Origin of the sequence: Candidatus Fukatsuia endosymbiont of Tuberolachnus salignus (assembly GCF_964030845.1) — a bacterium.
GTDB classification, from domain to species: domain Bacteria; phylum Pseudomonadota; class Gammaproteobacteria; order Enterobacterales; family Enterobacteriaceae; genus Fukatsuia; species Fukatsuia symbiotica.
The window spans coordinates 1,584,363-1,610,063 of sequence record NZ_OZ034983.1; the positions used below are offsets into that span (position 1 = coordinate 1,584,363).

25 protein-coding genes and 1 pseudogene are annotated in these 25,701 nt (G+C 43.3%); 21 read left to right on the forward strand and 5 right to left on the reverse strand.

The window, feature by feature from the left end:
- Window positions 1–66: 66 nt before the first annotated feature.
- The 3 genes from htpX to proQ form a co-directional block, all read right to left on the reverse strand.
- Window positions 67–951 (reverse strand): protease HtpX, encoded by an 885-nt coding sequence (gene htpX, locus AAHH42_RS07780; protein ID WP_342220841.1) that lies wholly within the window; start codon window positions 949–951, stop codon window positions 67–69.
- Between the two features lie 320 nt (window positions 952–1,271).
- Window positions 1,272–3,341: a carboxy terminal-processing peptidase gene (gene prc / locus AAHH42_RS07785; RefSeq protein WP_072549688.1), complete on the reverse strand. Its 2,070-nt coding sequence runs from the start codon at window positions 3,339–3,341 to the stop codon at window positions 1,272–1,274.
- A 13-nt stretch (window positions 3,342–3,354) separates the two neighbouring features.
- A complete protein-coding gene (gene proQ, locus AAHH42_RS07790) occupies window positions 3,355–4,065 on the reverse strand; it encodes an RNA chaperone ProQ (protein WP_342220842.1) in 711 nt (236 codons plus the stop codon).
- Window positions 4,066–4,320: 255 nt separating this feature from the next.
- On the opposite strand from proQ, the gene infA reads away from it, so the two are divergent.
- The 11 genes from infA to AAHH42_RS07845 all read left to right on the forward strand — a co-directional run bounded on the left by infA (window position 4,321) and on the right by AAHH42_RS07845 (window position 15,263).
- Window positions 4,321–4,542 carry a translation initiation factor IF-1 gene (gene infA / locus AAHH42_RS07795; RefSeq protein ID WP_072549686.1) on the forward strand — a complete coding sequence of 74 codons (222 nt, stop codon included), beginning with the start codon at window positions 4,321–4,323 and terminating at the stop codon, window positions 4,540–4,542.
- Between the two features lie 239 nt (window positions 4,543–4,781).
- Window positions 4,782–6,056 (forward strand): DNA recombination protein RmuC, encoded by a 1,275-nt coding sequence (gene rmuC, locus AAHH42_RS07800; protein WP_240313905.1) that lies wholly within the window; start codon window positions 4,782–4,784, stop codon window positions 6,054–6,056.
- A gap of 184 nt (window positions 6,057–6,240) precedes the next feature.
- Window positions 6,241–7,206, forward strand: a complete 966-nt coding sequence (gene dusB / locus AAHH42_RS07805; RefSeq protein WP_342220843.1) for a tRNA dihydrouridine synthase DusB — start codon at window positions 6,241–6,243, stop codon at window positions 7,204–7,206.
- Between the two features lie 23 nt (window positions 7,207–7,229).
- Window positions 7,230–7,538, forward strand: coding sequence for a DNA-binding transcriptional regulator Fis (gene fis, locus AAHH42_RS07810; RefSeq protein ID WP_342220844.1), 309 nt, complete (start codon window positions 7,230–7,232; stop codon window positions 7,536–7,538).
- Window positions 7,539–7,724: 186 nt separating this feature from the next.
- On the forward strand, window positions 7,725–8,069 hold the full coding sequence (gene erpA, locus AAHH42_RS07815) for an iron-sulfur cluster insertion protein ErpA (protein ID WP_072549682.1): 345 nt from the start codon (window positions 7,725–7,727) through the stop codon (window positions 8,067–8,069).
- A gap of 46 nt (window positions 8,070–8,115) precedes the next feature.
- Window positions 8,116–10,140, forward strand: a complete 2,025-nt coding sequence (gene tkt / locus AAHH42_RS07820) for a transketolase (RefSeq protein WP_342220845.1) — start codon at window positions 8,116–8,118, stop codon at window positions 10,138–10,140.
- A gap of 1 nt (window position 10,141) precedes the next feature.
- Window positions 10,142–11,167, forward strand: a complete 1,026-nt coding sequence (gene epd, locus AAHH42_RS07825; RefSeq protein ID WP_072549680.1) for an erythrose-4-phosphate dehydrogenase — start codon at window positions 10,142–10,144, stop codon at window positions 11,165–11,167.
- A 75-nt stretch (window positions 11,168–11,242) separates the two neighbouring features.
- Window positions 11,243–12,418: a phosphoglycerate kinase gene (locus tag AAHH42_RS07830; protein ID WP_072549679.1), complete on the forward strand. Its 1,176-nt coding sequence runs from the start codon at window positions 11,243–11,245 to the stop codon at window positions 12,416–12,418.
- Between the two features lie 52 nt (window positions 12,419–12,470).
- The gene (gene fbaA / locus AAHH42_RS07835) at window positions 12,471–13,547 is read left to right on the forward strand and encodes a class II fructose-bisphosphate aldolase (RefSeq protein WP_072549678.1); all 1,077 of its coding nucleotides are present in this window, start codon (window positions 12,471–12,473) and stop codon (window positions 13,545–13,547) included.
- 73 nt (window positions 13,548–13,620) lie between these two features.
- A complete protein-coding gene (gene mscS / locus AAHH42_RS07840) occupies window positions 13,621–14,490 on the forward strand; it encodes a small-conductance mechanosensitive channel MscS (protein ID WP_072549677.1) in 870 nt (289 codons plus the stop codon).
- Window positions 14,491–14,546: 56 nt separating this feature from the next.
- The gene (locus tag AAHH42_RS07845; RefSeq protein WP_342220846.1) at window positions 14,547–15,263 is read left to right on the forward strand and encodes an oxidative stress defense protein; all 717 of its coding nucleotides are present in this window, start codon (window positions 14,547–14,549) and stop codon (window positions 15,261–15,263) included.
- A 164-nt stretch (window positions 15,264–15,427) separates the two neighbouring features.
- Here the strand turns inward: AAHH42_RS07845 and AAHH42_RS07850 are convergent, their stop codons facing one another.
- Both AAHH42_RS07850 and AAHH42_RS07855 read right to left on the reverse strand, forming a co-directional pair.
- Window positions 15,428–16,135 (reverse strand): antitermination protein, encoded by a 708-nt coding sequence (locus AAHH42_RS07850; protein WP_072549675.1) that lies wholly within the window; start codon window positions 16,133–16,135, stop codon window positions 15,428–15,430.
- Between the two features lie 73 nt (window positions 16,136–16,208).
- Complete coding sequence (locus tag AAHH42_RS07855) at window positions 16,209–16,415, reverse strand: antitermination protein (protein ID WP_342220847.1); 207 nt, start codon at window positions 16,413–16,415, stop codon at window positions 16,209–16,211.
- Window positions 16,416–16,510: 95 nt separating this feature from the next.
- Here AAHH42_RS07855 and mltG point away from each other — a divergent pair, with 95 nt between their 5' ends.
- The 10 genes and pseudogenes from mltG (at window position 16,511) to AAHH42_RS07905 (ending at window position 25,182) form a co-directional block, all read left to right on the forward strand.
- Window positions 16,511–17,545 carry an endolytic transglycosylase MltG gene (gene mltG, locus AAHH42_RS07860; protein WP_342220848.1) on the forward strand — a complete coding sequence of 345 codons (1,035 nt, stop codon included), beginning with the start codon at window positions 16,511–16,513 and terminating at the stop codon, window positions 17,543–17,545.
- Between the two features lie 22 nt (window positions 17,546–17,567).
- The gene (gene tmk, locus AAHH42_RS07865; RefSeq protein ID WP_072549713.1) at window positions 17,568–18,209 is read left to right on the forward strand and encodes a dTMP kinase; all 642 of its coding nucleotides are present in this window, start codon (window positions 17,568–17,570) and stop codon (window positions 18,207–18,209) included.
- 35 nt (window positions 18,210–18,244) lie between these two features.
- Window positions 18,245–18,406: pseudogene (locus AAHH42_RS07870) on the forward strand (dTMP kinase); the annotation flags it as partial.
- Window positions 18,407–19,381: a DNA polymerase III subunit delta' gene (gene holB, locus AAHH42_RS07875; protein WP_342220849.1), complete on the forward strand. Its 975-nt coding sequence runs from the start codon at window positions 18,407–18,409 to the stop codon at window positions 19,379–19,381. It abuts the pseudogene before it with no gap.
- Between the two features lie 267 nt (window positions 19,382–19,648).
- On the forward strand, window positions 19,649–20,443 hold the full coding sequence (locus AAHH42_RS07880) for a metal-dependent hydrolase (RefSeq protein WP_342220850.1): 795 nt from the start codon (window positions 19,649–19,651) through the stop codon (window positions 20,441–20,443).
- 280 nt (window positions 20,444–20,723) lie between these two features.
- On the forward strand, window positions 20,724–22,157 hold the full coding sequence (gene ptsG, locus AAHH42_RS07885; protein WP_072549671.1) for a PTS glucose transporter subunit IIBC: 1,434 nt from the start codon (window positions 20,724–20,726) through the stop codon (window positions 22,155–22,157).
- A 122-nt stretch (window positions 22,158–22,279) separates the two neighbouring features.
- Window positions 22,280–22,690 carry an HIT domain-containing protein gene (locus AAHH42_RS07890; RefSeq protein ID WP_342220851.1) on the forward strand — a complete coding sequence of 137 codons (411 nt, stop codon included), beginning with the start codon at window positions 22,280–22,282 and terminating at the stop codon, window positions 22,688–22,690.
- A gap of 56 nt (window positions 22,691–22,746) precedes the next feature.
- Window positions 22,747–23,187, forward strand: a complete 441-nt coding sequence (locus AAHH42_RS07895) for a YcfL family protein (RefSeq protein WP_342220852.1) — start codon at window positions 22,747–22,749, stop codon at window positions 23,185–23,187.
- 85 nt (window positions 23,188–23,272) lie between these two features.
- Window positions 23,273–23,881: a penicillin-binding protein activator LpoB gene (gene lpoB, locus AAHH42_RS07900; RefSeq protein WP_342220853.1), complete on the forward strand. Its 609-nt coding sequence runs from the start codon at window positions 23,273–23,275 to the stop codon at window positions 23,879–23,881.
- Between the two features lie 2 nt (window positions 23,882–23,883).
- Window positions 23,884–25,182: an NAD(P)/FAD-dependent oxidoreductase gene (locus AAHH42_RS07905; protein ID WP_072549668.1), complete on the forward strand. Its 1,299-nt coding sequence runs from the start codon at window positions 23,884–23,886 to the stop codon at window positions 25,180–25,182.
- Window positions 25,183–25,701: the final 519 nt, after the last annotated feature.

Consider the following 25,701-nt stretch of genomic DNA (forward strand, 5'->3'; position numbering starts at 1 on the left):
GTAATGAACTACGGTTTTACTAGAAATCTATTCAACGAAACCTTGATAACGAGTACGAGTAGCAAGTTATTTTAGATACTGACTTGAACGCAAAGCTTCGATACGTTTATCCAACGGTGGGTGTGACATAAACAATTCGCTGAAAGAACGAGATTTACCATTAATGCAAAAGGCCATCATACTACCGGCTTCCTCTGGTTCATGGCTAGTTTTTAATCGTTGCAACGCTGCGATCATCTTTTCACGCCCGACCAATTTCGCAGAACCGGCATCGGCATGAAATTCACGGTAGCGGGAAAACCACATAGTGATGATGCTAGCCAGAATACCGAATACCAGTTCTAACACCATAGATACAACAAAGTAAACTATCGGATTACCCGAACTATTTTCTTCTCCTTCCGCCCGATCACCGGAAAGAAAACCTGCCGCTGCTTGAGCAATCAGCCTCGAAATAAAGATAACAAAGGTATTCACAACACCTTGGAGCAGGGTCATAGTCACCATATCACCATTAGCAATATGACTGATCTCATGTGCAATAACCGCCTCGGCTTCATCACGACTCATACTTTGTAACAAACCGCTGCTGACCGCAACTAAAGAGGCATCCCTGCGTGCACCGGTGGCAAAAGCGTTAATATCCGGTGCCTGATAAATAGCGACCTGTGGCATTGCAATGCCGGCTTGTTGTGATTGTTGCAGAACGATATGCAATAACCAGCGCTCAGTTTCGTTACGCGGTTGTTCTATGACTTCGCCGCCTACTGAACGCAACGCCATCCATTTTGACATCAGCAGCGAGACAATCGAACCGCCAAAACCGAACAGTGCTGCCATAATCATCAGTCCTGGCACACTGCTTGACTGGATCCCTGTCAGGCTGAGAATCAACCCAAAAACTAGCATCACCGCCAAATTGGTGAGAAGGAAAAGAGCTATACGCATCATAAAAGTTTATTTCCTTATTGTTTAGCTAACACAACTATTTGGTTAGCGCAATTGTTTGGTTAATAAGAGAGTGCAATTAATACGATCCTTTGGTAAGTACATGGATTTATTACACTCATCCTATGGGCATCTGGCAAATTTTCAAGCTTTTTTCCGTATTAACCCGCTAAATAGATATTCGATTTTTTGCAAAACCTACTATATGTTTGCAAACACGAGCCGCGAATTTTGCGTTACGTGGTGCTCGCAATCCGTACCCTGCAGTTACTTGCTCCAGGCGCTTGACTTCGCATACCAACTACGATTTTGCAAGAAGTCTATTATTTTAGCGTTGGCGGTGAGTTAACTGTGTTTAATACGGTGTTTTTAACCTGATTTTTTTCAAGTTGAGCCAGATCGAGAGCGATACGGACGCTTTCATCCAAATATGAATCGGGTCCCTGATAATTTTTGGGTAAATCCGTCAACATTTTTAGTGGTTTCTTGCCTTGTCGCTTAAAGCGTTCATTAAGGCGTGTCAAGCGGGTTGCATCGTCATCGTTATTTTCTTTTACACGTTGTGCATAATTTAAGGAAACGATATTTTTTTTGTCTTTTAAGCTATTGTAACGAGCAATATCTTTTTCAATATTCTGGAATTCAGGATCAGCAGCAATACGTTCGGCATGTTTCTTTAATAAAGCCGCTTCTAACGATTGCACATTGCCTATTTTCCTATAATTTGTAGCTTTAATGCTATCCCAAGGGAGCGCGTTATCTTCAATGTCTTCACCGCTTGCTGCCGGATCGGTACTTGTTGGCAGCACGATATCGGGTGTCACGCCTTTACGCTGTGTACTGCCGCCATTAATACGATAAAATTTTTGAATGGTATATTGCACTGACCCTAATATGGGCCATTCTGGGCGCAACATTTGATCGTAAATCCGGTTCAATGAACGATATTGCTGCACTGTTCCTTTGCCGAAAGTGGGTTCTCCGACGATGACGGCTCGACCGTAATCCTGCATCGCCGCGGCAAATATTTCAGAGGCTGAAGCGCTGTAACGATCTACCAGTACTACCAATGGATCTTTATAGTAAATTTTGTCATCAGTATCATTATCCTCACGCACTTTACCGTTGTTATCCTTCACCTGGACCACAGAGCCTTTTGGGATGAATAACCCGGAAAGTGACACTGCTTCAGTCAGCGCTCCACCGCCATTACCACGTAGATCAATGACGAGACTGCTGATATTTTTTTTCGCCAATTTTGCTAACTGAACTTTAACATCCTCGGTAAGGCCAACATAAAATCCTGGGATATCCAATACAGCAACTTTCTCTTTATCGACGGTTTTCAGCGACATTTTCACCGCGCGATCTTGCAAACGTATGTGTTCACGAACTAGAGTGACAGTGTTATGTTTACTGCCTTTACCTGCAGATAGTATGTCGAGACGTACCTTAGTGCCTTTGGGGCCTTTGATTAATGCGACAACATCGTCTAGACGCCAACCAATCACATCGATCATCGGTTTACCTGCCTGACCAATTCCGACGATACGATCGCCTACTGCAATCGCTTTACTTTTCATCGCAGGTCCACCCGCAACCATAGAATTGATTACCGTATAGTCGTCCTCCATCTGCAACACTGCCCCAATCCCTTCCAAAGACAGGCTCATCTCGGTATTGAATTGCTCGGTATTGCGCGGTGAAAGATAGTTGGTATGAGGATCGATCTCATGCGCAAAGGCATTAATAATCAGTTGAAATACGTCTTCACTGTTACTCTGTGTCAGACGCTTCATGACTGAATGATAGCGCTTAGTTAGCGTATCTTTAATTTCCTGGTCAGTCTTACCGGCTAATTTAAGATTAAGCTGATCAAATTTTACTCTGGCATCCCAAAGCGTATTTAATTCGGTTTTACTGGTTGCCCAGGGTGCTTTAGTACGATCGAGATCAATACTATCATTACCGTTAAATATCATAGGCTTATCAAGTACAGAGAGTGCATATTGATAGCGTTCAAACCGGCGTTTTTGTGCGAGATTAAATAACGCATAGGGGCTTTCTAGTTGACCAGATTTTAATTCGTTTCCCAAATCGTATTTTTTAGCGGCAAACTGAGCTATATCGGATGCCAGCAACACATTATGACTGTAATCCAACATATTGAGGTAGCGATCAAATATCTGTGCGGAAAATTTATCGTCTAGATAAAATTGCCGATAATGGGAATGAACAAATAATGAGGTTATACGCTCACTGAGTGTCGAGTGTTGACGTTCCTGATGCAATTGCGGCAGTTGATCAATACGATAACCATTATCGCCCGCGTAACCGATAGCCGTTGTAAAAAACAAGTAAGCAATGAGAGTTAGTTTGACTAATTTTTTCATGCGGAGCCTCGTATTAGAACTGTACATGCTCGGCGCGAACAATCATCGCCAGACCAGAAGATAATTGTACTCGTACGCCGTTTTTAGCAATTTCCAATATGATTGCATTCATTGCATTTTTGCCTGCTTTCACTTTAATTTCTTGACCAATTTTTAGGTTAGATATCTCTGTAGGCGGCATAGAATCTGGTAGGTGTGCTTTCGTCGTTGGGTTAGCTGAACTGAACTGCTGTGCAGGGTTTTTCTGCAATGACAGTTTGTTTTCAGCAACAGTGATTTTCTGGGTGTACGGCTCCGCTCTTTTCCCTTCGAAGTGTGCTCGCCGTGATTGCGGGATGTCACCTGTAGCCAATGCAGTTTCACGTTTTTTGACTTTTTGCCCGCGTTGTAACTGGACTCGAGCTTTAGCCTCTGTAAGCTGTTTGCGGGCATGGTCAACATGTTGTTGTTCCAGTACACCACAGGTTTTTCCATCTAGATCAATGCGTTCAGTGCCAACCTTGATTTCATAAAGATAGCGCCAGCTTGAGGTATAAAGCCGTAGCGCAGTACGTAATTTTGTTTTACTGAGCGGATCCAATTGCCGAATACGCTCGACCAAATCTTGAAAAATCCCGATCTTTAGTGGGAATGTTTTGCCTTCTGTAGTGAAACAAAGTGGAAACTGCTCGGCTAGAAAGGTGATGATTTCTTTGCTACTGTTCAACTTAGGTTGATTTTCCATGAAATTTCCTGATTACAACGAGTTTGCCAACCAGCGTAGGCGTGACAGACGCCATTATAATGGCACTATCAATAATTGCTATGTTATCCGAGTATCAACTTGCTGTCTGTTTGACAAAATGTAAACATAAAGGCGGTTATTGGGAGAGAAAGTGCTCCCACTGTGTGATGACATGCGACACGTCTTTACATAATGTGGATTTTTCGGCATGATCCCGCCGGTTAAAAATCGAGGTAGTGACATCTAGAGGATTCGATGGCAAAAAAAGAAGATAATATTGAAATGCAGGGTACCGTTCAAGATACGCTGCCAAATACTATGTTTCGTGTTGAACTGGAAAACGGGCATGTTGTGACCGCTCATATTTCCGGTAAAATGCGTAAAAATTATATCCGTATTCTGACGGGCGACAAGGTTACTGTAGAGTTGACCCCGTATGATTTGAGCAAAGGCCGTATCTCGTTCCGTAGCCGTTGATGAGCTAGTTTTTTGTAAAAGTCTAGACCTCCGTAGACAGCATAATTTCCTAACTGACTGTCGAAGGTCTGGGCGTTTATACTTCCAACGAAATTCCCCGTAGCAAATGTTCCCTCTGTTTTGTTTCTTTTTATAGAGACATTAGGATGCTATTTTGCAGCACATAATAGGTTTTGCAAGAAGTCTAATGAGTCGGAGGAGTCGTGGCCATTAATGTGTTTTATGTATTAGCGGGTTTTTTGCTTAGTGTGCTATTAGGTGGATTGTTAGTGGTCAGTATGACCAAGCTGCAACAACTGGCTCATTGGCGTAATCAGTGTGGGCAACTTAATCAGGAGCTACATACTCAACGTGAAGTGAATAGCACTCAAAAAGCCGAGTTACACGAGGCTAGGGTTCGTTTGGAAGAAACCCAGCTTGCCTCCGATGAAAAACAGCGTTTATTGTTAGACAGTGAACAACGCCTGATAATCCAGTTTGAAAATTTAGCTCATCGTATCTTTGAACAAACGGGGCGTCGGGTAGATGAACAGAATAAGCAGAGTTTAGACCGCCTTCTGCTGCCATTGAATGAGCAATTAAATAGTTTTCGTCGTCAAATTCAAGAGAGCTATGGTCAGGAAGCTCGTGAACGTCATACTTTGACGCATGAAATTCGTAGTCTGCAGCAATTGAACACACAAATGGCAAACGAAGCGATTAATCTGACGAAAGCTCTTAAAGGGGATAATAAAATACAGGGTAATTGGGGAGAAGTTGTACTGAGCAAGGTATTAGAAGCATCAGGGTTGCGAGAAGGTCATGAATACCAAACACAGGTGAGTATTAAGGTGGATAACAATAGCCGTATGCAACCTGATGTTATTGTGCGTTTACCTCAGGATAAAGATGTTGTAATCGATGCTAAAATGTCATTAGTGGCTTATGAACGCTACTTTAACAGTGAAGATGAAGCACAAAGAGAACTTGCACTTAATGAGCATATTGCCTCGTTACGAGGGCATATTAGGGTATTAGGCAAAAAAGACTATCAGCAGCTTCTTGGTTTACGTTCCCTCGATTATGTTTTGATGTTTATTCCTATTGAACCGGCATTTTTAGTTGCTATTGATCGACAACCTGAGTTAATCAATGAGGCATTGCAATCCAATATCATGTTGGTGAGTCCAAATACCTTGCTGGTGGCTTTACGTACCATCAATAACTTGTGGCGTTATCAATATCAAAGTGATAATGCTCAACGGATCGCTGAACGGGCATCCAAACTTTATGACAAATTGCGTCTATTTGTTGATGATATGGAATCAGTGGGGCAAAGCATCAATAAAGCCCAGATAACTTATCACCAGGCAATGAATAAGCTGGTTCAAGGCCGTGGTAATCTAATAAGGCAAGCAGAAAGTTTTCGTTCCTTAGGGGTGGAAATAAAAAAGCCCATTAGCCCAATATGGGTGGAAAAAAGCGGTGTAGAGTATGAGATCGAGAGCGATCCAGATTTATTGAGTTCAGAATAAAGTGTACAAATTTATTAAATAAATTTAACTTGATGTTATATAAGAGTAAATTTAAATTTTATCTAAAACGTTGCGCTGTTTATTAATCTTTTCACGTTGATAGCTCAAAGTTTGGCCTTTCATCTGAGAACAAAAATGCGTAACATACGCGGCCTTACGGATAGAGTATGGTTATCTTTTTTCTATGTATATTGGACACTTACAACTTAAAAATTGCTTGATTGCTGCTCCGATGGCCGGTGTTACAGACCGGCCCTTCAGGGCGTTATGTCTTGCAATGGGGGCCGGCATGGCGGTATCCGAAATGCTTTCCTCCAACCCGGAAGTATGGTGGACAGATAAGTCACGTCTGCGTAAGGTTCATAACGATGAAGCCGGAATTCGTGCCGTGCAGATTGCTGGTAGTGATCCGGATGATATGGCGGAGGCCGCCAGAATCAATGTGGCAGATGGTGCCCAAATCATCGATATCAACATGGGATGCCCAGCTAAAAAAGTCAACAGTAAACTGGCAGGATCTGCGTTATTGCAATATCCCGATTTGGTCAAACAAATCATAGAGGCGGTGGTAAAAGCGGTTGATGTGCCGGTAACACTGAAAATTCGTACTGGCTGGGTGCCTGAAAAACGTAATTGTATAGAAATTGCTCATCTGGCCGAAGGCTGTGGTATAAAAGCTTTGACTATTCATGGCCGAACCCGTTCTTGCCTCTTTAATAGTGAAGCGGAATACGATAGCATTCGGGCAGTTAAGCAGAGTGTTTCCATTCCGGTGATCGCGAATGGCGACATTACTAACCCGCATAAAGCCAAAGCGGTACTGGACTACACTGGAGCTGATGCTTTAATGATAGGCCGTGCTGCCCAGGGAAGACCTTGGATCTTCCGGGAAATCCAGCATTATCTGGACACTGGGGAGCTGTTGCCACGGATGCCGCTTGGCGAAGTACAGCGCTTGTTAAATGGGCATATACGGGAATTGCACGACTTTTATGGTTCAAGCAAAGGATTTCGTATTGCTCGTAAGCACGTGTCCTGGTGTCTCCGGGAACATGCCCCAAACGACCAGTTTCGGCGCACATTCAACGCCATTGAGGATGCTAGCGAACAGCTAGAGGCGTTGAAGGCATATTTCGAAAACCTTGCGTAAACAAAAAAAGAGCTGACAGAACTATGTATAAACAATCGGAAAATTCTGATGCAATCGCGACTGCAACCACGAATTCACAAAATCAAGTGACGACGAAGCCTTTAAAGTCTTTGCGTGATTCGGTTCAACAATCATTGAAAAACTATTTTTCCCAGCTTGATGGTGAGAATGTTACTGAGCTATATGAATTGGTATTGACTGAGGTTGAACAACCGCTGTTGGATAGAATGATGCAATACACTCGTGGTAACCAAACTCGTGCTGCTGAGATGTTGGGTATTAATCGTGGTACATTGCGCAAAAAATTAAAAAAGTATTCCATGGGCGGTTGATGCTACTTGGTTGATGTTTAAAAAAAAGGTGTTGTCCTCAAGGGGTAACACCTTTTTTATTGTGTTAGGATTAACAGCGATAGGTTTTGATAATATATAATGATTTCCATTAATCTATTCTCTATGTTGATGAACTAGGCGAATTTCGTTACACCCATTTAGTGACACAAATTAAGAGTGTGAAAAATGAATAAAGAAACTGTACTGCCCTTGCAGTTTACTGATAAGGCGGCCAGTAAAGCTAAACTACTGATTGATGATGAAGATAATCCTCATCTGAAGCTGCGTGTTTACATTACCGGTGGCGGTTGCAGCGGTTTTCAGTATGGTTTTACTTTTGACGATATCGTTAACAACGGCGATATGACCATTGAAAAACAGGGGGTCTCCTTGGTAATCGATCCGATGAGTCTACAATATTTGGTGGGGGGTACGGTTGACTACACTGAGGGACTGGAAGGTTCACGTTTCATTGTCACCAATCCCAATGCCAAAACTACCTGTGGTTGTGGTTCCTCTTTCAGTATCTAAATTTAGTATTCTTCTGTATTTTTTTAACTCGATCCAGGAAAAAATCATGAATTCTCGTAAAGAGCTTGCCGATACTGTCCGTGTACTGAGCATGGATGCAGTGCAAAAAGCCGGATCTGGCCACCCTGGTGCCCCTATGGGCATGGCTGATATTGCCGAAGTGCTGTGGCGTGATTATATGAATCACAATCCTGGCAACCCTCATTGGGCTAACCGTGACCGTTTTGTGCTGTCTAACGGTCATGGCTCGATGCTGATATACAGCCTGCTTCATCTCACGGGTTATGATTTGTCGATAGGCGAGATAAAAAATTTTCGGCAGTTGGATTCTAAAACGCCAGGTCATCCTGAATACCTTGATACTCCGGGGGTTGAAACCACTACAGGCCCATTGGGGCAGGGGATTGCCAATGCGGTGGGTTTTGCCATTGCTGAACGGACGTTAGCTGCACAATTCAACCGTCCTAATCACACAATAGTGGATCATTATACCTATGTTTTTATGGGTGATGGCTGCATGATGGAAGGAATTTCTCATGAAGTTTGCTCGCTGGCGGGTGTGATGCAATTGGGCAAACTGGTAGCTTTTTATGATGATAACGGTATATCCATTGATGGAAATGTTAAAGGTTGGTTTGCCGATGATACCGCGGCACGTTTTGTTGCTTATGGCTGGCATGTTGTGGTTGTGAATGTTCATGATACTGATGATACCAAGAAAGAGGTTGACGCTGACGCTATTAAAAAGGCGATTGAAGAAGCGCGTAGTGTTACTGATAAACCTTCATTGTTGATTTGTAAAACTGTCATTGGTCGCGGCTCACCGAATAAGGCTGGCAGTCACGATATTCATGGTGCGCCATTGGGTGAGCAAGAAATCACGGCGACCCGCGCGGCATTGGGCTGGGAATTTCCGCCATTTGATATTCCGCCAGAAATATATGCTGATTGGGATGCTAAACAGGTAGGTAAAGCCAGGGAGACGGCTTGGAATGAAAAATTTGCCCGTTACAAGAATGATTATCCTGAATTGGCGGCTAAATTCACACGTCGTATCGAAGGCCAATTACCTGATGGCTGGGAAACTGAATCTAAGAAATTTATTGAAAATTTGCAAAACAACCCCGCCAATATTGCCAGCCGTAAAGCATCACAAAACACATTAGAAGCCTTCGGTAAAATTCTACCGGAATTGCTCGGCGGTTCCGCGGATCTCACACCCAGTAACCTGACGACTTGGTCGGGATCTAAGCCATTGAACGAGGATCACGCTGGCAATTACATCCACTATGGTGTACGCGAATTCGGGATGTCTGCCATTATGAACGGTATTGCTTTGCATGGCGGTTTTATCCCTTATGGTGCGACTTTTTTAATGTTTGTCGAATATGCTCGTAACGCAGTACGTATGGCGGCGCTGATGAAAATACGCAGTATCTTCGTTTATACCCACGATTCGATTGGGCTAGGTGAAGATGGACCAACCCATCAGCCGGTTGAACAAATGGCTAGTCTGCGTCTGACACCTAATCTGAGCACTTGGCGGCCTTGTGATCAGGTCGAATCTGCCGTTGCATGGCAGTATGCATTACAGCGCCAAAAAGGCCCGAGTGCGCTGCTTTTTTCCCGTCAAAACCTAAAGCAACAACCCCGTAATACGGAACAACTGGCTAATATCAGCAAAGGGGCTTATGTGCTGAAAGATTGTCTCAATCAACCTAAGCTGATTTTGATCGCGACCGGTTCTGAAGTCTCATTGGCCATGGATGCTGCTAATCGATTGACCAACGAGGGTCATCAAATTCGTGTGGTATCGATGCCCTCTACGGATGTGTTCGATGCTCAGAATGCAGCTTACCGTGAATCGGTGTTGCCATTTGCTGTCAGTGCACGTATCGCTGTAGAAGCGGGTATTGCGGATTATTGGTATAAATACGTGTGTCTTAACGGTGCCATCATTGGTATGACGACCTTTGGTCAATCCGCGCCCGCTGACAAGTTGTTTGAAAAATATGGTTTTACTGTCGATAATATTGTCACCACCGCCAAGGCACTGATTAGCAGGAAGTAAAATGGCAATCCGTATAGCGATAAATGGCTTTGGTCGTATTGGTCGTGGCGTTTTACGTGCTTTATATGAATCGAGGAGAGAATCACAAATTTCAGTGGTAGCGATTAATGACGTAGCGAGTGCTGAAGGCATGGCGCATTTACTGCAATATGATTCCAGTCATGGTCGCTTTGCTTGGCAAGTGAGCCAGGAAAATGACATTTTATCTGTTAGAAAGGATACTATTCGTCTGATTCATCGGTCTGAAATAAAATATTTGCCCTGGCATGAATTAAAAGTAGATGTGGTCCTGGATTGCAGTGGCGTCTTTGGTAGCCGTCAAGATGGTGAGGCACATTTGGAGGCGGGTGCTAAAAAAGTGCTATTTGCTCACCCCGGGAGCACTGATTTAGATGCCACTGTTGTGTATGGTGTCAATCATCGAGATTTGCGTGCCAAGCATAAGATTGTCTCTAACGCTTCCTGCACCACCAATTGCATCATCCCCATTATAAAAGTGCTGGACGATGCTTATGGCATTGAATTGGGTGCGGTCACCACCCTCCATTCATTAATGAATGATCAACCGGTTATTGATGCTTATCATCCAGACCTTAGGCGTACACGTGCCGCCGGTCAATCGATCATTCCAGTAGATACCAAATTGGCGGCAGGTATTAGCCGTATTTTCCCCAAATTTACGGATAAATTTGAAGCCATTTCAGTACGTGTGCCGACCATCAATGTGACCGCTATCGATTTAACTGTCATTGTTACTCAGGCAGTACAGGTCGCAGAAATCAACGAAGAGTTACAACGGGCGGCGGCAGATAAATTTCATGGTATAGTTGACTACACGACATTACCCTTGGTTTCAAGTGATTTTAACCATGATCCACACAGCGCCATCGTGGACGGTACACAAACACGAGTCAGTGGACAGCATCTGATTAAAATTTTGGTATGGTGTGATAATGAATGGGGGTTTGCCAACAGGATGTTGGATACCACATTAGCAATGGCGCTGAGTGGTTACTCAGTCGAATAGGTTCTTAACTTCGCAGCACTCGCTACGGTTTTACAAAAAGTCTAATATTCAACAGATTCAACGAGAGGTTGTACCATGTCTGTAATTAAGATGACCGATCTGGATTTGGCAGGTAAACGCGTGCTAGTCCGTGCTGATCTCAATGTCCCGATAAAAGAAGGCAAAGTGACCTCTGCTGCTCGTATTCTCGCATCGATGCCGACGATTGAAATGGCACTACAACGGGGTGCATGTCTCATGGTGACATCTCACCTCGGGCGTCCGTCTGAAGGCGAATACGATGAAGCGTTTTCTCTCCTACCGGTGGTTCATTATTTACAAGAAAATTTTTCTTTTCCAGTTCGTTTAGTAAAGGATTATCTTGATGGTGTGGCTGTGGTGGCTGGAGAAATCGTGGTATTGGAAAATGTGCGTTTTAATCGAGGTGAAGAAAGGGACGATGAAGTCTTGTCGAAAAAATATGCGGATTTATGTGATATTTATGTGATGGACGCCTTTGGAACGGCTCATCGTGCACAGGCATCTACTCATGGTGTGGCTAAATTTGCCCCTGTTGCTTGTGCTGGGCCATTGTTATCTGCCGAATTGGCGGCCTTAGCGAAAGCATTAGACAATCCGGCGCGTCCTATGGTTGCCATCGTCGGCGGGGCGAAGGTTTCGTCTAAACTGACCGTACTGGGGGCGTTATCGACTGTCGCCGATCAATTGATCGTGGGTGGTGGTATTGCTAATACCTTTATTGCCGCTCAAGGCCATAATGTGGGTAAATCGTTATACGAAGCCGATCTGCTGCCTGAAGCTAAAAAACTGCTGCAAACCTGTGATATTCCGTTACCGACTGATGTTCGTGTCGCCACCGAGTTTTCTGAAAATGCTCCTGCTGTTGTGAAAGCAGTAACTGACATCAAAGATGAAGAACAAATCCTCGATTTTGGTGACGTTTCTACTCAACGTTTGGTTGATATTGTAAAAAACGCCAAAACTATTTTGTGGAATGGTCCACTTGGTGTTTTTGAATTTTCTAATTTCCGCAAAGGCACGGAGATGCTAGCTAAGGCTATCGCCGATAGTACCGCCTTTTCTATTGCTGGTGGGGGGGATACCCTGGCTGCCATCGATCTCTTTGGCATTACTGATAAAATATCCTACATCTCTACTGGTGGGGGGGCCTTTCTTGAGTTCGTGGAAGGGAAAAAACTGCCGGCAGTTGTCATGCTAGAAGAGCGTGCTCAACAGCAAGGTAATGAGTGAATGTAAGCGCGTTATTTTTATCGATTGATTGACAAAAATAGGACAAAGTAACATGTTAAAAATTTTTGATTTCGTAAGTCCAGGGGTCATTAGCGGTGATGACGTACAAAAAGTATTTTCTATCGCAAAAAAAAACGGCTTTGCATTACCAGCAGTAAACTGTGTGGGTACGGATTCTATCAACGCAGTATTAGAAACCGCTGCTAAAGTACGTGCACCCGTGATCATTCAATTTTCTAATGGCGGGGCGGCATTTATTGCCGGTAAGGGAATGCCGGCAACCGGTCAGAAAGCCGCGATTTCGGGTGCGATTTCAGGTGCTCATCATGTCCATCAAATGGCTAAAGACTATGGTGTGCCGGTTATTCTGCATACTGATCATTGTGCAAAAAAACTTCTGCCGTGGTTAGATGGCTTGCTGGATGCGGGTGAGGAACACTATGCTGCTGCCGGCAAGCCCCTGTTTTCTTCTCATATGATCGATTTATCAGAAGAATCCCTAGAAGAAAATATCGAGACTTGTAGAAAATACCTGACTCGTATGGCGAAAATGGGCATGACGCTGGAAATTGAACTGGGTTGTACCGGTGGTGAAGAAGATGGCGTCGATAACAGCCATCTGGATAACGCTTCGCTCTATACACAGCCCGAAGACGTGGCATACGCCTACGAAGAATTGAATAAGATTAGCCCAAATTTTACTATTGCAGCGGCTTTCGGCAATGTACATGGCGTATATAAACCCGGTAACGTAAAACTGACGCCGAAAATTTTGCGAAATTCTCAAGATCACGTCTCTAAAAAATTCAATCTGCCGCCTAACAGCCTGAACTTTGTTTTCCACGGCGGTTCTGGATCTAGTGCGGAAGAAATTAAAGAAGCAGTGAGCTACGGTGTGATTAAAATGAATATTGATACTGATACCCAATGGGCGACCTGGGAAGGTGTCCTAAAATTTTACCAACAAAATGAAGGTTATTTGCAAGGCCAGCTGGGTAATCCAGAAGGAACAGATAAACCGAATAAAAAATACTATGATCCACGTATTTGGCTGCGTGCTGCTCAGGTAAGTATGGTCACTCGCCTGGAACAGACATTTAAAGATTTGAATGCCATCAACGTGTTGTAATGGTAAAAAACTTGTCACGTCGAGTCGTTTTTTAAGGCTGCTAATTGAAAGAATAGCCACTTATGGTAGATAAATGGAACAATTAAACGTTGTTAACGGCATTAACAATGCGGGCAGTTGGTTGCTGAATAATGGAGATTTACTGATTCAATACACAGTTAATGTGATTGCTGCCCTGCTAATATTCATTATCGGTTCGGTTGTCGCCAAAGTGGTTTCACGCACGGTAAATCGGTTGATGAAACTGCGTGGTGTCGATATCACTGTTGCCGATTTTCTCTCTACCATCGTGCGTTACAGTATTTTTGCTTTTACTTTTGTTGCGGTCCTGGGGCGTCTCGGGGTACAAACCGCTTCGGTGATCGCAGTGATTGGTGCGGCCGGGTTAGCTGTAGGTTTGGCATTACAGGGATCATTATCTAACTTTTCTGCTGGTGTATTATTGGTGGCTTTCCGTCCTTTTCGCGCCGGTGAATATGTCGATCTCGGTGGTGTTGCAGGTACTGTGTTACAGGTACAGATTTTTTCTACCACATTACGTACTGTCGATGCCAAAATTGTGGTAGTACCTAACGGTAAAATTATTAGCGGTAATATTATCAATACGACACGTGATCCTGAACGTCGTACTGAAATCATCGTTGGTGTCGCTTATAATACTGATATTGATGTCGTTAAAAAAATATTAGGGGACATTGTTGCTGCCGACAAGCGCATCATGCATGACAAAGGGGTGACTATTCGTTTACACGAGATGGCGGCCTCTTCCTTAAATTTTGTCGTGCGTGTGTGGAGCAATAACCAGGATTCATTTGAGGTGTATTGGGATCTGATGGAGAACTTTAAGCGAGCGTTAGATGCTAATCAGATCGGCATTCCGTATCCGCAAATGGATGTGCATTTGTATCCGCAGGCTAAAGTAGAAATTAATCCGCTACAATAATAGATCTCACAAGAGATTTCTAATAAGAGATCTCGGACAGGTTCTTAGGGGGCATCGTGAAATTAAAGGCATTAGCTTTGGCTACCATGATAGGGTTGGGCACTTCAGCACCGAAAGCTGCCGAAGTGCCTGCGGGGCCGCACATTGTTACCTCGGGTAACGCCCGTTTGGATGTTATTCCAGATATTGCCATCTTGACGATTGAAGTTAGCGAGCTAACTAATGATGCAGTTGCGGCCAAAAAGCAGGTAGATCAGCGGGTAGCACAATATTTTGATTTTTTGCAGAAGCAGGGGCTTGAGAAAAAAGATATTAGTGCAGCCAATTTACGTACTCAAGAAGAGTATGATTACAAAAAAACGGGTGACGCCGTACTAAAAGGTTATCGGGCGGTGCGTCAGGTTCGGGTTACGCTGCGTCAGTTAGACAAACTTAATGATTTGCTCGATGGCGCGTTGAAGTTGGGGCTTAATGAGATCCGTGCAGTAGAATTAGACGTGGCTAATTCAGAAAGCTACCGTGAAAAGGTGCGTAAGCAAGCGATTGAGAATGCTATTGCGGTAGCAGGTTCTGTGGCAAAGGACTTTAAAAGCACCCTGGGGCCGGTATATAGCATTCGCTATCGTACAGCGAATTACCAGCCAATGCCAATGATGGCGAGGATGCAAAGAAGCGCAGATATAGCCGCACAAAGTGATGTAACGGAAACCTATAAGCAACAAAGTATTCGCTTTGACGATCAAGTTGATGTTGTATTTGAGTTGCAACGTTGATTTTAGTGCCTATTCGACATCGTCATGAGCGACACTCAGAAATTTCTCTTCCTTCTATTATGAGGGAAGAGAGAATGAATTCAGGCAAAGTGGGTGAATATTTTAATTTATTGATAAATAAATATTATATTTAAACAACGGTAGCCATTGCGAGTTTGAGCCTACTAAGCTGTTATTTCGTTAAATACTGTGTTTGCTTTGCTCTCTTCTACATAGCATTTTGTCACCAAAGATTCATAAAAGGGTTTCCAGTTACGTGACCATGTTGATTGAGTCAGTTTTGGCAGTAATACGGAAATAGCTGCATAAGCCACAGATGCGGGGACCCGTTTATAGCCACGACCGGCACAACGCTTACAGACTTTGATGACCAGATAACCGTTAGTCTTGGTTTTTTCTCTGTCCAGTACTTTCCCCGTCCCATTGCAACGACAGCGATTAGAAACACTACCTTTGCCATTACAGGGCTTACAAAGTCTTTTCATTCCTTCGTTATCGATTAAAAATCCACCACCTCGACAGTCAGAACAAGTATAAGTGCTCGCTGCTGAGCCACTGTATTCGGTGTAAGCTAATTTTGCCAGGATAGCCATACATTGAGCGAGGCGTTTACCGGCGGCCTTACCAACGTGTTTGGGAGCTTGTTGTTTTGCATACTGAGTGAGTTGTGCTACTGCGCGTATCCTGTCTTCGTTACTGACACCGTGTTTACCCAAATACGCAGATATTCCAAAGCTAGCCTGAGCTTCAGCGATTCCTAATGCTGCGGCAATATCGGAGCTGGTTAATGTATTCGATGAGGTGCTTCGTGGTGAGTCATTAATGATTTGGCTTTTTGGACTGAAATGTTTGATGGCTGCTTCCAGTTTCATACCATCGCCTCCTTGATTTTATAACCGGTTTTGATACCGTTGAGTGATCATAACATTAGACTTCTCACAAAGCCTACTGGGTGGAATGAATTCTGTCTTCGTTACTGACACCGTGTTTACCCAAATACGCAGATATTCCAAAGCTAGCCTGAGCTTCAGCGATTCCTAATGCTGCGGCAATATCGGAGCTGGTTAATGTATTCGATGAGGTGCTTCGTGGTGAGTCATTAATGATTTGGCTTTTTGGACTGAAATGTTTGATGACTGCTTCCAGTTTCATACCATCGCCTCCTTGATTTTATAACCGGTTTTGATACCGTTGAGTGATCATAACATTAGACTTCTCACAAAGCCTACTGGGTGGAATGAATTACGATGAAAATAAACTATCCCAGAGTACTGATCATGTTTACATTTGTTTGTCTGGTGCTGGGTTACCAAATACTGTTGGGTTATCAAAAAATACAAAATTTTGCAGATACAAGTTTGGCGATTAAACAGGAAACCTTTTTCACCTTACCGGCGGGTAGCGGCAGGGTGGCATTGGAGAAACTGTTATTACAGGATCATCTGATAGCCGATCCACGATTATTTTCCTGGTTACTGTACACCGAGCCTGAACTGGCTAAATTTAAAGCCGGTACTTACCGTTTTACCCCGGGAATGACGGTACGGGGTATGCTGCAATTATTAGCCAGTGGCAAGGAAGCTCAATTTTTCATTCGCTTTATTGAAGGCACTCGCTTAACAGACTGGTTGAATCAATTACGGAGTGCTGATTATGTAAAGCAACACCTGCCAGGAAAAAATGACGCGGAAATTGCCCAATTGTTAGGGTTAAAGAAGAATCAATCCGCTGAAGGTTGGCTGTATCCGGATACTTACTTTTATACTGCGGGTGTCAGTGATTTGACCTTACTTAGACGAGCACATCAGCAAATGGCAAAAATAGTGGCGCAGGTATGGCAAGGGCGTGATGGATCTTTGCCGTATAATACGCCAAATGACTTAGTCATTATGGCGTCAATCGTTGAAAAAGAAACAGCCATCAATGACGAACGTAGTAAAGTGTCATCAGTCTTCATTAATCGCTTGCGGTTGGGTATGCGGTTACAAACCGATCCTACTGTGATCTATGGTATGGGTAAAAATTACAAAGGAAAGATAACACGTAAAGATTTGGCGACAGCTAGTGCGTATAATACCTATATGATAAATGGGTTGCCACCTACACCGATAGCGATGCCAGGCCTCGCTTCACTCAAAGCGGCGGCTCATCCAGCCAAAAGCGAGTATCTTTATTTTGTAGCGGATGGCAAGGGGGGGCATCGGTTTAGCACCCGTTTGACTGATCATAATCATGCAGTACGTCTTTATCGTCAGTCGCTAAAAGATAACAATACAGAGTAAAACGATGATACACAGTAGAGCCATGCACAATAAATTTATCGTTCTTGAAGGTTTGGAGGGGGCAGGGAAAACTACTGCTAAAGATACCATAGTTAAGATACTGCATGCTCACGGAGTGAGTGATATTGTGTTTACTCGGGAACCGGGCGGGACGCCGTTGGCAGAAGAATTGCGCACACTGATAAAACAGAGTGCCAATGTCGATCCGCCGACTGATAAGGCAGAAGTTTTGATGTTATATGCTGCACGGGTACAGTTAGTCGAAAAGGTGATTAAACCCGCATTGGATCGCGGAGCCTGGGTGTTAGGTGATCGTCATGATCTTTCATCACAGGCCTACCAAGGTGGTGGGCGTGGCATTGATCCTCGGTTGATGGCATCGTTACGTGACAGTGTATTGGGATCTTTTCGTCCTGACTTAACATTATATCTCGATATATTGCCGCAACAGGGTTTAGAGCGGGTTGGTCTGCGCGGTGAGCTGGATCGGATTGAGCAGGGATCTCTGGCATTTTTTGAGCGTACGCGCGCGCGCTATCTGCAATTGGTGGCGGCTGATAATCGTATTAAAACTATCGATGCTTCTCAATCTGTCCAACAGGTCAGTGAGAGTATTAAAACGATACTAAATGAGTGGTTGTCAAAACAGGACAATATTATCTGAATGAACTGGTATCCTTGGCTCACTATTCCCTATCATCTCTGGCATTTTTTGAGCGTACGCGCGCGCGCTATCTGCAATTGGTGGCGGCTGATAATCGTATTAAAACTATCGATGCTTCTCAATCTGTCCAACAGGTCAGTGAGAGTATTAAAACGATACTAAATGAGTGGTTGTCAAAACAGGACAATATTATCTGAATGAACTGGTATCCTTGGCTCACTATTCCCTATCGTCAATTGATCAGTCAGTGTATGACTGGGCGTGGTCATCATGCGTTATTGTTACATGATGTCGGTGGAAATGGCGCGGATGCGCTGATTTATGGATTAAGTCGATGGTTAATATGTCAACAGCGGAAAAATGAAAAAAGTTGTGGTCAATGTCACAGTTGCCGGTTAATGCTGGCGAGTAATCATCCTGACTGTCATTTGTTAGCGGTAGAAAAAGGCAAAAACAGTTTAGGTATTGACTCAATCAGACAAATGATAGACAAGCTGCATTCCCATGCACAACAGGGAGGGAGCAAAATCGTGGTACTGCCTCATATCGAGTTTTTAACTGATATCGCTGCCAGTGCATTACTAAAAACCCTGGAAGAGCCTCCCGAAGAAACCTATTTCTTGCTACGCTGCCATCAGCCATATCGTATATTGCCAACGTTGCGTAGCCGTTGTTTGTATTACTATCTTGCCAGCCCCAATATAAGTTTGAGTTTGCCATGGTTAACTCGCAGGATTTCGGCGGAACCGGTTGCTATCTTGACGGCTCTGAAGCTGAGTGCGGGAGCGCCATTGGAAGCTGAACGACTGCTTCAACCAGAGCGTTGGCAGCGCCGATCAGCTTGCTGTACCATGTTGGTCGGCGCGCTTTCATCTGGTGATATGTTGTCATTGTTGCCGCAGTTGAATCATGATGATATCGATGAACGTTTACACTGGTTAATCTCATTACTGATGGATGCACTGAAATGGCAGCAAGGGGGCAGTGGATTTATCGTTAATCAGGATCAACAATCTTTAGTGCAGTTATTGGCACGCTGGGGATCCCTTCAAACACTATTAAAATTAACAGACCAATGGTTGCATTGTCGTCATCGATTGTTATCGATTGCTGGTGTTAATCGAGAATTGTTACTGACCGAGCAATTGCTTAACTGGGAGAATTCACGGTGATCTGTTAGAACCTATTCGAAATCTCTTGTGCTCGCCGTGTTTTGGTCAAGTAATTCGCCAAAAACGCGCTCAAAATGCTCATTTACTCCTTTTGTTGTATACAAAGAGTAAACTGCTTTGCGCTCATTTTTTCCTCCCTTGAGCGCAGCGAAAAAGATTTGGAACAGGCTCTTAAAACTTGTGTAACTTTATTTACTCTTTTGCAAAGAGTCTATTGTGGTTTTTTCTTCTTTTTTCTTAATTCACTACAAAACGAGTTTACCTATTATGTTATTAATTGATTCTCATTGCCATCTTGATTGTTTAGATTATCAGAACTTGCATAACAGTGTTGATGATGTACTGGCTAAAGCGGCGGCGCGTGATGTTGGTTTTATTTTAGACGTCGCTACAACGTTATCTGGTTTTAAAACCATGACGGCTTTTATTGGTGAGCGTGAAAATGTTGCATTTTCTTGTGGGGTGCATCCACTTAACCTTAAAGAAAATTATGAATATCAACAATTACTAACACTTGCTGCTGCCAGCAACGTGCTGGCATTGGGAGAAACAGGGTTAGATTACCATTACCAAAAAGATAATGTTCGGCAACAACGGGAGTCGTTTTGTTGGCACATTGCCGTCGCGCGTCAGTTAAAAAAGCCGGTTATTGTACATACTCGCGATGCGCGTGAAGACACACTGGCTATTTTACAGAATGAGCGGGCTCAGGATTGTGGTGGTGTATTACACTGTTTTACAGAAGACCAGGCTATGGCGGAAAAATTGTTGGATTTGGGTTTTTATCTATCATTTTCAGGCATTGTGACTTTTCGTAATGCCCAATCATTACGAGATATTGTGAGCTATATTCCGCTGGATCGCTTGCTGATTGAAACGGATTCACCCTATTTAGCACCAGTGCCTTATAGGGGAAAAGAAAATCAGCCGGCTTATGTCCGTGAAGTGGCCGAATATATTGCCGAGCTTAAAGGTGTCACTGTGGGAAAATTGGCCGAAGTAACAACAGATAATTTCATTAAGTTATTTCATTTGGAAGGATTAAAACGGGATGTTATTTAAAATTAATCAATCACGTAAACTTTTTTTTATCCTGTAATTAATTACTGAAACCAGTAACTTTTCATGCCTGTTTGGGTAGGATAATCCGTATTTTCTACTATTTTTTACTCTTTATTTAGAGAAACGTGACTATCATCAAACATTAAAAAGGCGATTTATTTTACTCTCCGTAATAATTGAAAGGCACCGAAGATGCTTTAGTTAGCCCGTTTCCGTAACGAGGAATTAATGAAGAAACAATAAAAAATTATTTTATTGTCAACCAGGAGTGCATTTAACTATGTTCAAGAACGCATTTGCAAACCTACAAAAAGTGGGTAAATCGCTGATGCTACCGGTATCCGTATTACCTGTCGCAGGTATCTTGTTGGGCGTGGGGTCGGCTAATTTTAGCTGGCTACCTGCTGTAGTTTCTCACGTAATGGCAGAGGCCGGCGGTTCAGTATTCGCCAATATGCCGTTAATTTTTGCTATCGGTGTTGCGTTAGGTTTTACCAATAACGACGGTGTATCCGCATTAGCCGCTGTTGTGGCCTATGGCATTATGGTGAAGACTGTTTCGGTGGTCGCTCCCCTGGTTTTACATATGCCAGTAGAAGAAATCTCCGGCAGGCATTTGGCTGATACTGGAGTATTGGGCGGGATCATGGCTGGTGCGATTGCGGCCTATATGTTTAATCGTTTCTATCGTATCAAGTTACCTGAGTGCCTAGGTTTCTTCGCAGGAAAGCGTTTTGTTCCTATTATCTCTGGTTTTGTCGCTATCTTGTTGGGGGGGATTTTATCCTTCGTCTGGCCCCCGATAGGGGGAGCGGTGCAAGCTTTTTCACAGTGGGCGGCTTACCAAAACTCGGTAGCTGCATTTGCTATCTACGGTGTTGTTGAACGTGCACTGCTTCCTTTTGGTCTTCATCATATCTGGAATGTTCCTTTCCAAATGCAAATTGGTGAATATACCAATGCGGCAGGGCAGGTATTCCACGGTGATATCCCACGTTATATCGCGGGTGATCCGACAGCGGGTAAATTATCAGGGGGCTTTCTGTTTAAAATGTACGGTCTGCCCGCCGCAGCAATTGCGATTTGGCACTCCGCCAAGCCGGAGAACCGCGCAAGGGTGGGCGGTATCATGATTTCTGCCGCATTGACTGCGTTTTTGACTGGCATTACTGAGCCGATCGAGTTCACTTTTATGTTTGTGGCGCCCATTCTATATGCGATTCATGCGATCCTGGCAGGGTTGGCTTTCCCTATCTGTATTTTGCTAGGTATGCGTGATGGGACGAGTTTCTCTCATGGATTAATTGATTTTATTGTGCTCAGTGGTAACAGTAGCCGAATTTGGTTATTTCCTGTGGTGGGTATCTGCTACGGTTTTGTATATTACCTTGTCTTCCGCGTGTTGATTGCTAAATTGGATCTGAAAACACCGGGTCGTGAAGATGAATCGGATGAAGAAACGACACGGAGTAGTAGTGAAATGTCAGCCGCACTGGTTGCTACCTTCGGGGGAAAAAATAATATCCTTAATTTGGATGCCTGTATTACTCGCTTGCGGGTGAGGGTAGTGGATATTACCAAAGTTGATCAATCTGGCCTGAAAAAACTGGGTGCTGCCGGCGTCGTGGTTTCAGGCTCTGGTGTGCAAGCTATTTTTGGTACTAAGTCTGATAATTTGAAAACGGATATGGATGAATATATTCGTGGTAGTTGATTGCATTTTAAAGAGGCTGTGGCCTCTTTAAATGAATATCCATAAATTCAAGTTGAATACAATAGAGTCTGTCGTTCATACTACATGTACCCTTTACTTTCTTGACAAAAAGGAAATGTTTTATGAATGAAGAAACGGTTTTCAGTAAAATTATACGAGATGCCAAGCAAGATGCTGAACGAGGCACCGGACTTGCTGGTGTGATTTACCATGATGAGCTGGTGACGGCATTTCGTGACATTAAGCCTCGGGCACCCACCCACATTTTGATTGTTCCTAATATTCTTATTCCGACTCTTAATGATGTTACCCACGAACATGAGGCAGTGTTAGGGCGGATGATCACTGTCGCTGCTAAAATTGCTAAAGACGAAGGTATTGCGGAAGACGGTTATCGGCTAATTATGAATTGTAATCGCCATGCTTGCCAAGAAATCTACCATATTCATGCGCATCTGGTTGGTGGCTGTCATCTGGGGGCCGCCATTAAAATCGATGAGGATGCCAAACGTCAAGTTACACTGTCACAATAGATCGCTGTGGGAGATAATTTCGCGACGGCTCTGATGATTTCTATCGAGGTGTCTTTATGCGCCATCTGACGGGGAATTTGCGCTACACAGCAGGTTTTGCAAGAACTTTAATGATATTAGTGCCTGTTGTGTTACTCGGTTGTGCTGATCTAAAAGGTATTGCTGTTAATCAGCAGCAAATGCTGGTTATGGATCCTTCGGTACTGACTACGGGTATTTTGGTGACGTCACCGATAGTGATTCGCCAGATTACTCTTAATAAGGGTGTTGTCTCTAATCGTTCTGTGTCTAGAACTGCCACTGTGGTTTTGAATAATACTCAAGCCAAGGCGGTGCAAATAAGGTATCGTTTTTATTGGTATGATGCTGAAGGGTTGGATTTATTACCGTTCGCAAAGCCACAAACGATCACTATTGCAGCAAAATCTAAGGTAGTAATTCGATCAGATAATCAGCATCAGGAGACTTGTTTTGTGCGTGTTTATCTGTTTTTATAGGAAATAAATGGCATTTAAGGCTGATTTTTACACAATATCAGTGAGTACAGCATATTCTGAACTAGTTTTGGTTAGGGTGAAATAAATGAAAAGGTATTTCTTTGTGGCTCTGGCTACTTTGATGTTGACCGGTTGTCCATCGCAACCACCGGATGTACCACAGCCGCCAGTGACGATAAAACCCTCAAAACCGTCACCTCTCCCTCTTGAAACTACACCATTTGAAACTACACCATCAGTCGTGGAGACTGTGCCGCAAGTGCCCAAAATTCAGTCGATAAATTGGGCTGCTAGTGTAGAACCGCTGGTGGCAAAGATGCTAAATGCAAATAATGTGACCGCAGGCAGCGTATTGTTGTTGGATAGTGTAAAAAATAACACCAATGGTAGGTTACAAACTAGTAAGGCGACGGAAGCATTACATCGAGTATTGGCCTCGAACAAAAAGTTTGTACTTGTTTCGAGCGATCGACTGGCAGAGGCCAAACGAACATTGGGATTGTCGGAGGAAGATAGTTTAGGATCACGCAGTAAGGCAGTGGGTTTGGCCCGTCATGTTAACGCACAATATGTACTTTATAGTGATGTGAGGGGTGATAGCAAAGCACCGACCATCGATATGCAATTGATGTTGGTACAAACCGGTGAGATTATTTGGCCAGATGATGGTTCCATTGACGGGGGGAGTTTTTGATCATGCCTAAGAAAAAAATCGTCATTATTGGTGGTGGTGCGGGAGGCCTAGAACTTGCGACTCGTCTTGGCAGTAAACTGGGGCGTAGTAAAAAAGCGCAAATTGTCCTGGTCGACCGCAATCAAAGCCATTTGTGGAAACCTTTACTACACGAAGTGGCGACCGGCTCTTTGGATGGTGGGGTTGATGCCCTGAGTTACCTGGCTCATGCCCGTAACCACTATTTTAATTTCCAGTTTGGATCATTGACCGATATTAATCGTGAAGAGCGTAGTATTACGCTGGCAGATATTCGTGATGATCAAGGTGAGGTTCTCGTAGGTAAACGAAAATTGTCGTATGACATTTTAGTGATGGCTTTAGGCAGTACATCCAATGATTTTTCTACGCCGGGCGTGCAGGAAAATTGTATTTTTCTCGATAGCTCACAGCAAGCACATCGTTTCCATAATCAAATGCTGAATTTATTCTTGAAATATTCAGCGCTGCCAGGAGAAAAAGAAAGGGTTAATATCGCTATTGTCGGTGGTGGTGCGACCGGGGTTGAGTTGTCAGCAGAATTGCATAATGCGGTAAAACAACTCCACAGTTATGGTTTTGAAGGCTTAGATAATCAAGCGCTTAATGTCACCTTACTGGAGGCGGGTGAACGTATCCTTCCTGCTTTACCAGCACGTATCTCAGCGGCGGCAGAGCAGGAGTTGGTTAAATTAGGAGTGAGGGTGTTAACCAAAACGATGGTAACACGTGCTGATCCCGAAGGGTTATATACGAAAGATAATGAATTGATTAAGGCGGATCTTATGGTTTGGGCGGCAGGTATTAAAGCGCCTGATTTTATGAAAAATATTGCTGGATTGGAAACGAATCGTATTAACCAGTTAGTGGTTGAACCTACGTTGCAGACGACGCTTGATACTCATATTTTTGCTATTGGCGATTGCGCATCTTGTCCATTAACCAAAGGGGGTTTTGTCCCTCCACGTGCTCAGTCAGCACACCAAATGGCTAGCCGTTGTTATAGTAATATTTTAGCGTTGCTCAACGATCAGTCTTTAAAGCCCTATGTTTATAAAGATCATGGTTCCCTGGTTTCATTATCTAAATTTAGTACTATTGGTAGTTTAATGGGCAACCTGATGCGAGGTTCGATGATAGTGGAAGGCAGATTGGCACGCTTTGTCTATATCTCATTGTATCGTATGCATCAGGTAGCGTTACATGGTTATATTAAGACAAGCTTAATGATGTTGGTTGGTGGTATTAACCGGGTTATTCGTCCACGCTTAAAACTACACTAACCTGTATTTTTTTCATGGTGTTATTGAGGATTAACAATAAGGCATTGTATGGTTTTCCGTGATTAGATCAATGTTAGTGGGCGTTGCCCTCGGTATCGTAGTTGCATTAGGTATTGTTGTTGTCAGTATAAGTATTTTTTCAAATGATCCGCTGTATGCGCAAGTCGCCCCTCGATAACACTATAATAAGAACAGTTAAAAAATAGACTTCTTGTGTAATCTACTCTGTGGTATGAATTACGGTTTTGCAAGAAGTTTAATGATTATTAAGTCTTTTACATTTAATTAGCGTGAATGCTACTCGTGCTCTCATGTTATTATTTACGTATCATCATTGATATTTAATAGGAACATATAAAAGTGGTATTTTCTATCTCCACTGATATGTCATCCTTTACACCCAATATATTATTTTTTACTTATAAATATAATAATTTTGAATATTTTATATTTATAAAATTATTTTTAATAAATAATGGAGAATAGGTTTAAGTTCTATTTATAAAATAAAAAATCTAA

Coding starts and splice junctions, on each gene's coding strand:
- fbaA (WP_072549678.1), top strand. CDS start 12,471: ATGTTAAAAATTTTTGATTTCGTAAGTCCAGGGGTCATTAGCGGTGAT.
- lpoB (WP_342220853.1), top strand. CDS start 23,273: ATGAAAAGGTATTTCTTTGTGGCTCTGGCTACTTTGATGTTGACCGGT.
- AAHH42_RS07830 (WP_072549679.1), top strand. CDS start 11,243: ATGTCTGTAATTAAGATGACCGATCTGGATTTGGCAGGTAAACGCGTG.
- erpA (WP_072549682.1), top strand. CDS start 7,725: ATGAATAAAGAAACTGTACTGCCCTTGCAGTTTACTGATAAGGCGGCC.
- proQ (WP_342220842.1), bottom strand. CDS start 4,065: ATGGAAAATCAACCTAAGTTGAACAGTAGCAAAGAAATCATCACCTTT.
- htpX (WP_342220841.1), bottom strand. CDS start 951: ATGATGCGTATAGCTCTTTTCCTTCTCACCAATTTGGCGGTGATGCTA.
- dusB (WP_342220843.1), top strand. CDS start 6,241: ATGTATATTGGACACTTACAACTTAAAAATTGCTTGATTGCTGCTCCG.
- epd (WP_072549680.1), top strand. CDS start 10,142: ATGGCAATCCGTATAGCGATAAATGGCTTTGGTCGTATTGGTCGTGGC.
- AAHH42_RS07890 (WP_342220851.1), top strand. CDS start 22,280: ATGAATGAAGAAACGGTTTTCAGTAAAATTATACGAGATGCCAAGCAA.
- tkt (WP_342220845.1), top strand. CDS start 8,116: ATGAATTCTCGTAAAGAGCTTGCCGATACTGTCCGTGTACTGAGCATG.
- tmk (WP_072549713.1), top strand. CDS start 17,568: ATGCACAATAAATTTATCGTTCTTGAAGGTTTGGAGGGGGCAGGGAAA.
- mltG (WP_342220848.1), top strand. CDS start 16,511: ATGAAAATAAACTATCCCAGAGTACTGATCATGTTTACATTTGTTTGT.
- AAHH42_RS07895 (WP_342220852.1), top strand. CDS start 22,747: ATGCGCCATCTGACGGGGAATTTGCGCTACACAGCAGGTTTTGCAAGA.
- AAHH42_RS07850 (WP_072549675.1), bottom strand. CDS start 16,135: ATGAAACTGGAAGCAGCCATCAAACATTTCAGTCCAAAAAGCCAAATC.
- infA (WP_072549686.1), top strand. CDS start 4,321: ATGGCAAAAAAAGAAGATAATATTGAAATGCAGGGTACCGTTCAAGAT.
- fis (WP_342220844.1), top strand. CDS start 7,230: ATGTATAAACAATCGGAAAATTCTGATGCAATCGCGACTGCAACCACG.
- AAHH42_RS07855 (WP_342220847.1), bottom strand. CDS start 16,415: ATGAAACTGGAAGCAGTCATCAAACATTTCAGTCCAAAAAGCCAAATC.
- mscS (WP_072549677.1), top strand. CDS start 13,621: ATGGAACAATTAAACGTTGTTAACGGCATTAACAATGCGGGCAGTTGG.
- ptsG (WP_072549671.1), top strand. CDS start 20,724: ATGTTCAAGAACGCATTTGCAAACCTACAAAAAGTGGGTAAATCGCTG.
- AAHH42_RS07880 (WP_342220850.1), top strand. CDS start 19,649: ATGTTATTAATTGATTCTCATTGCCATCTTGATTGTTTAGATTATCAG.
- prc (WP_072549688.1), bottom strand. CDS start 3,341: ATGAAAAAATTAGTCAAACTAACTCTCATTGCTTACTTGTTTTTTACA.
- holB (WP_342220849.1), top strand. CDS start 18,407: ATGAACTGGTATCCTTGGCTCACTATTCCCTATCGTCAATTGATCAGT.
- AAHH42_RS07905 (WP_072549668.1), top strand. CDS start 23,884: ATGCCTAAGAAAAAAATCGTCATTATTGGTGGTGGTGCGGGAGGCCTA.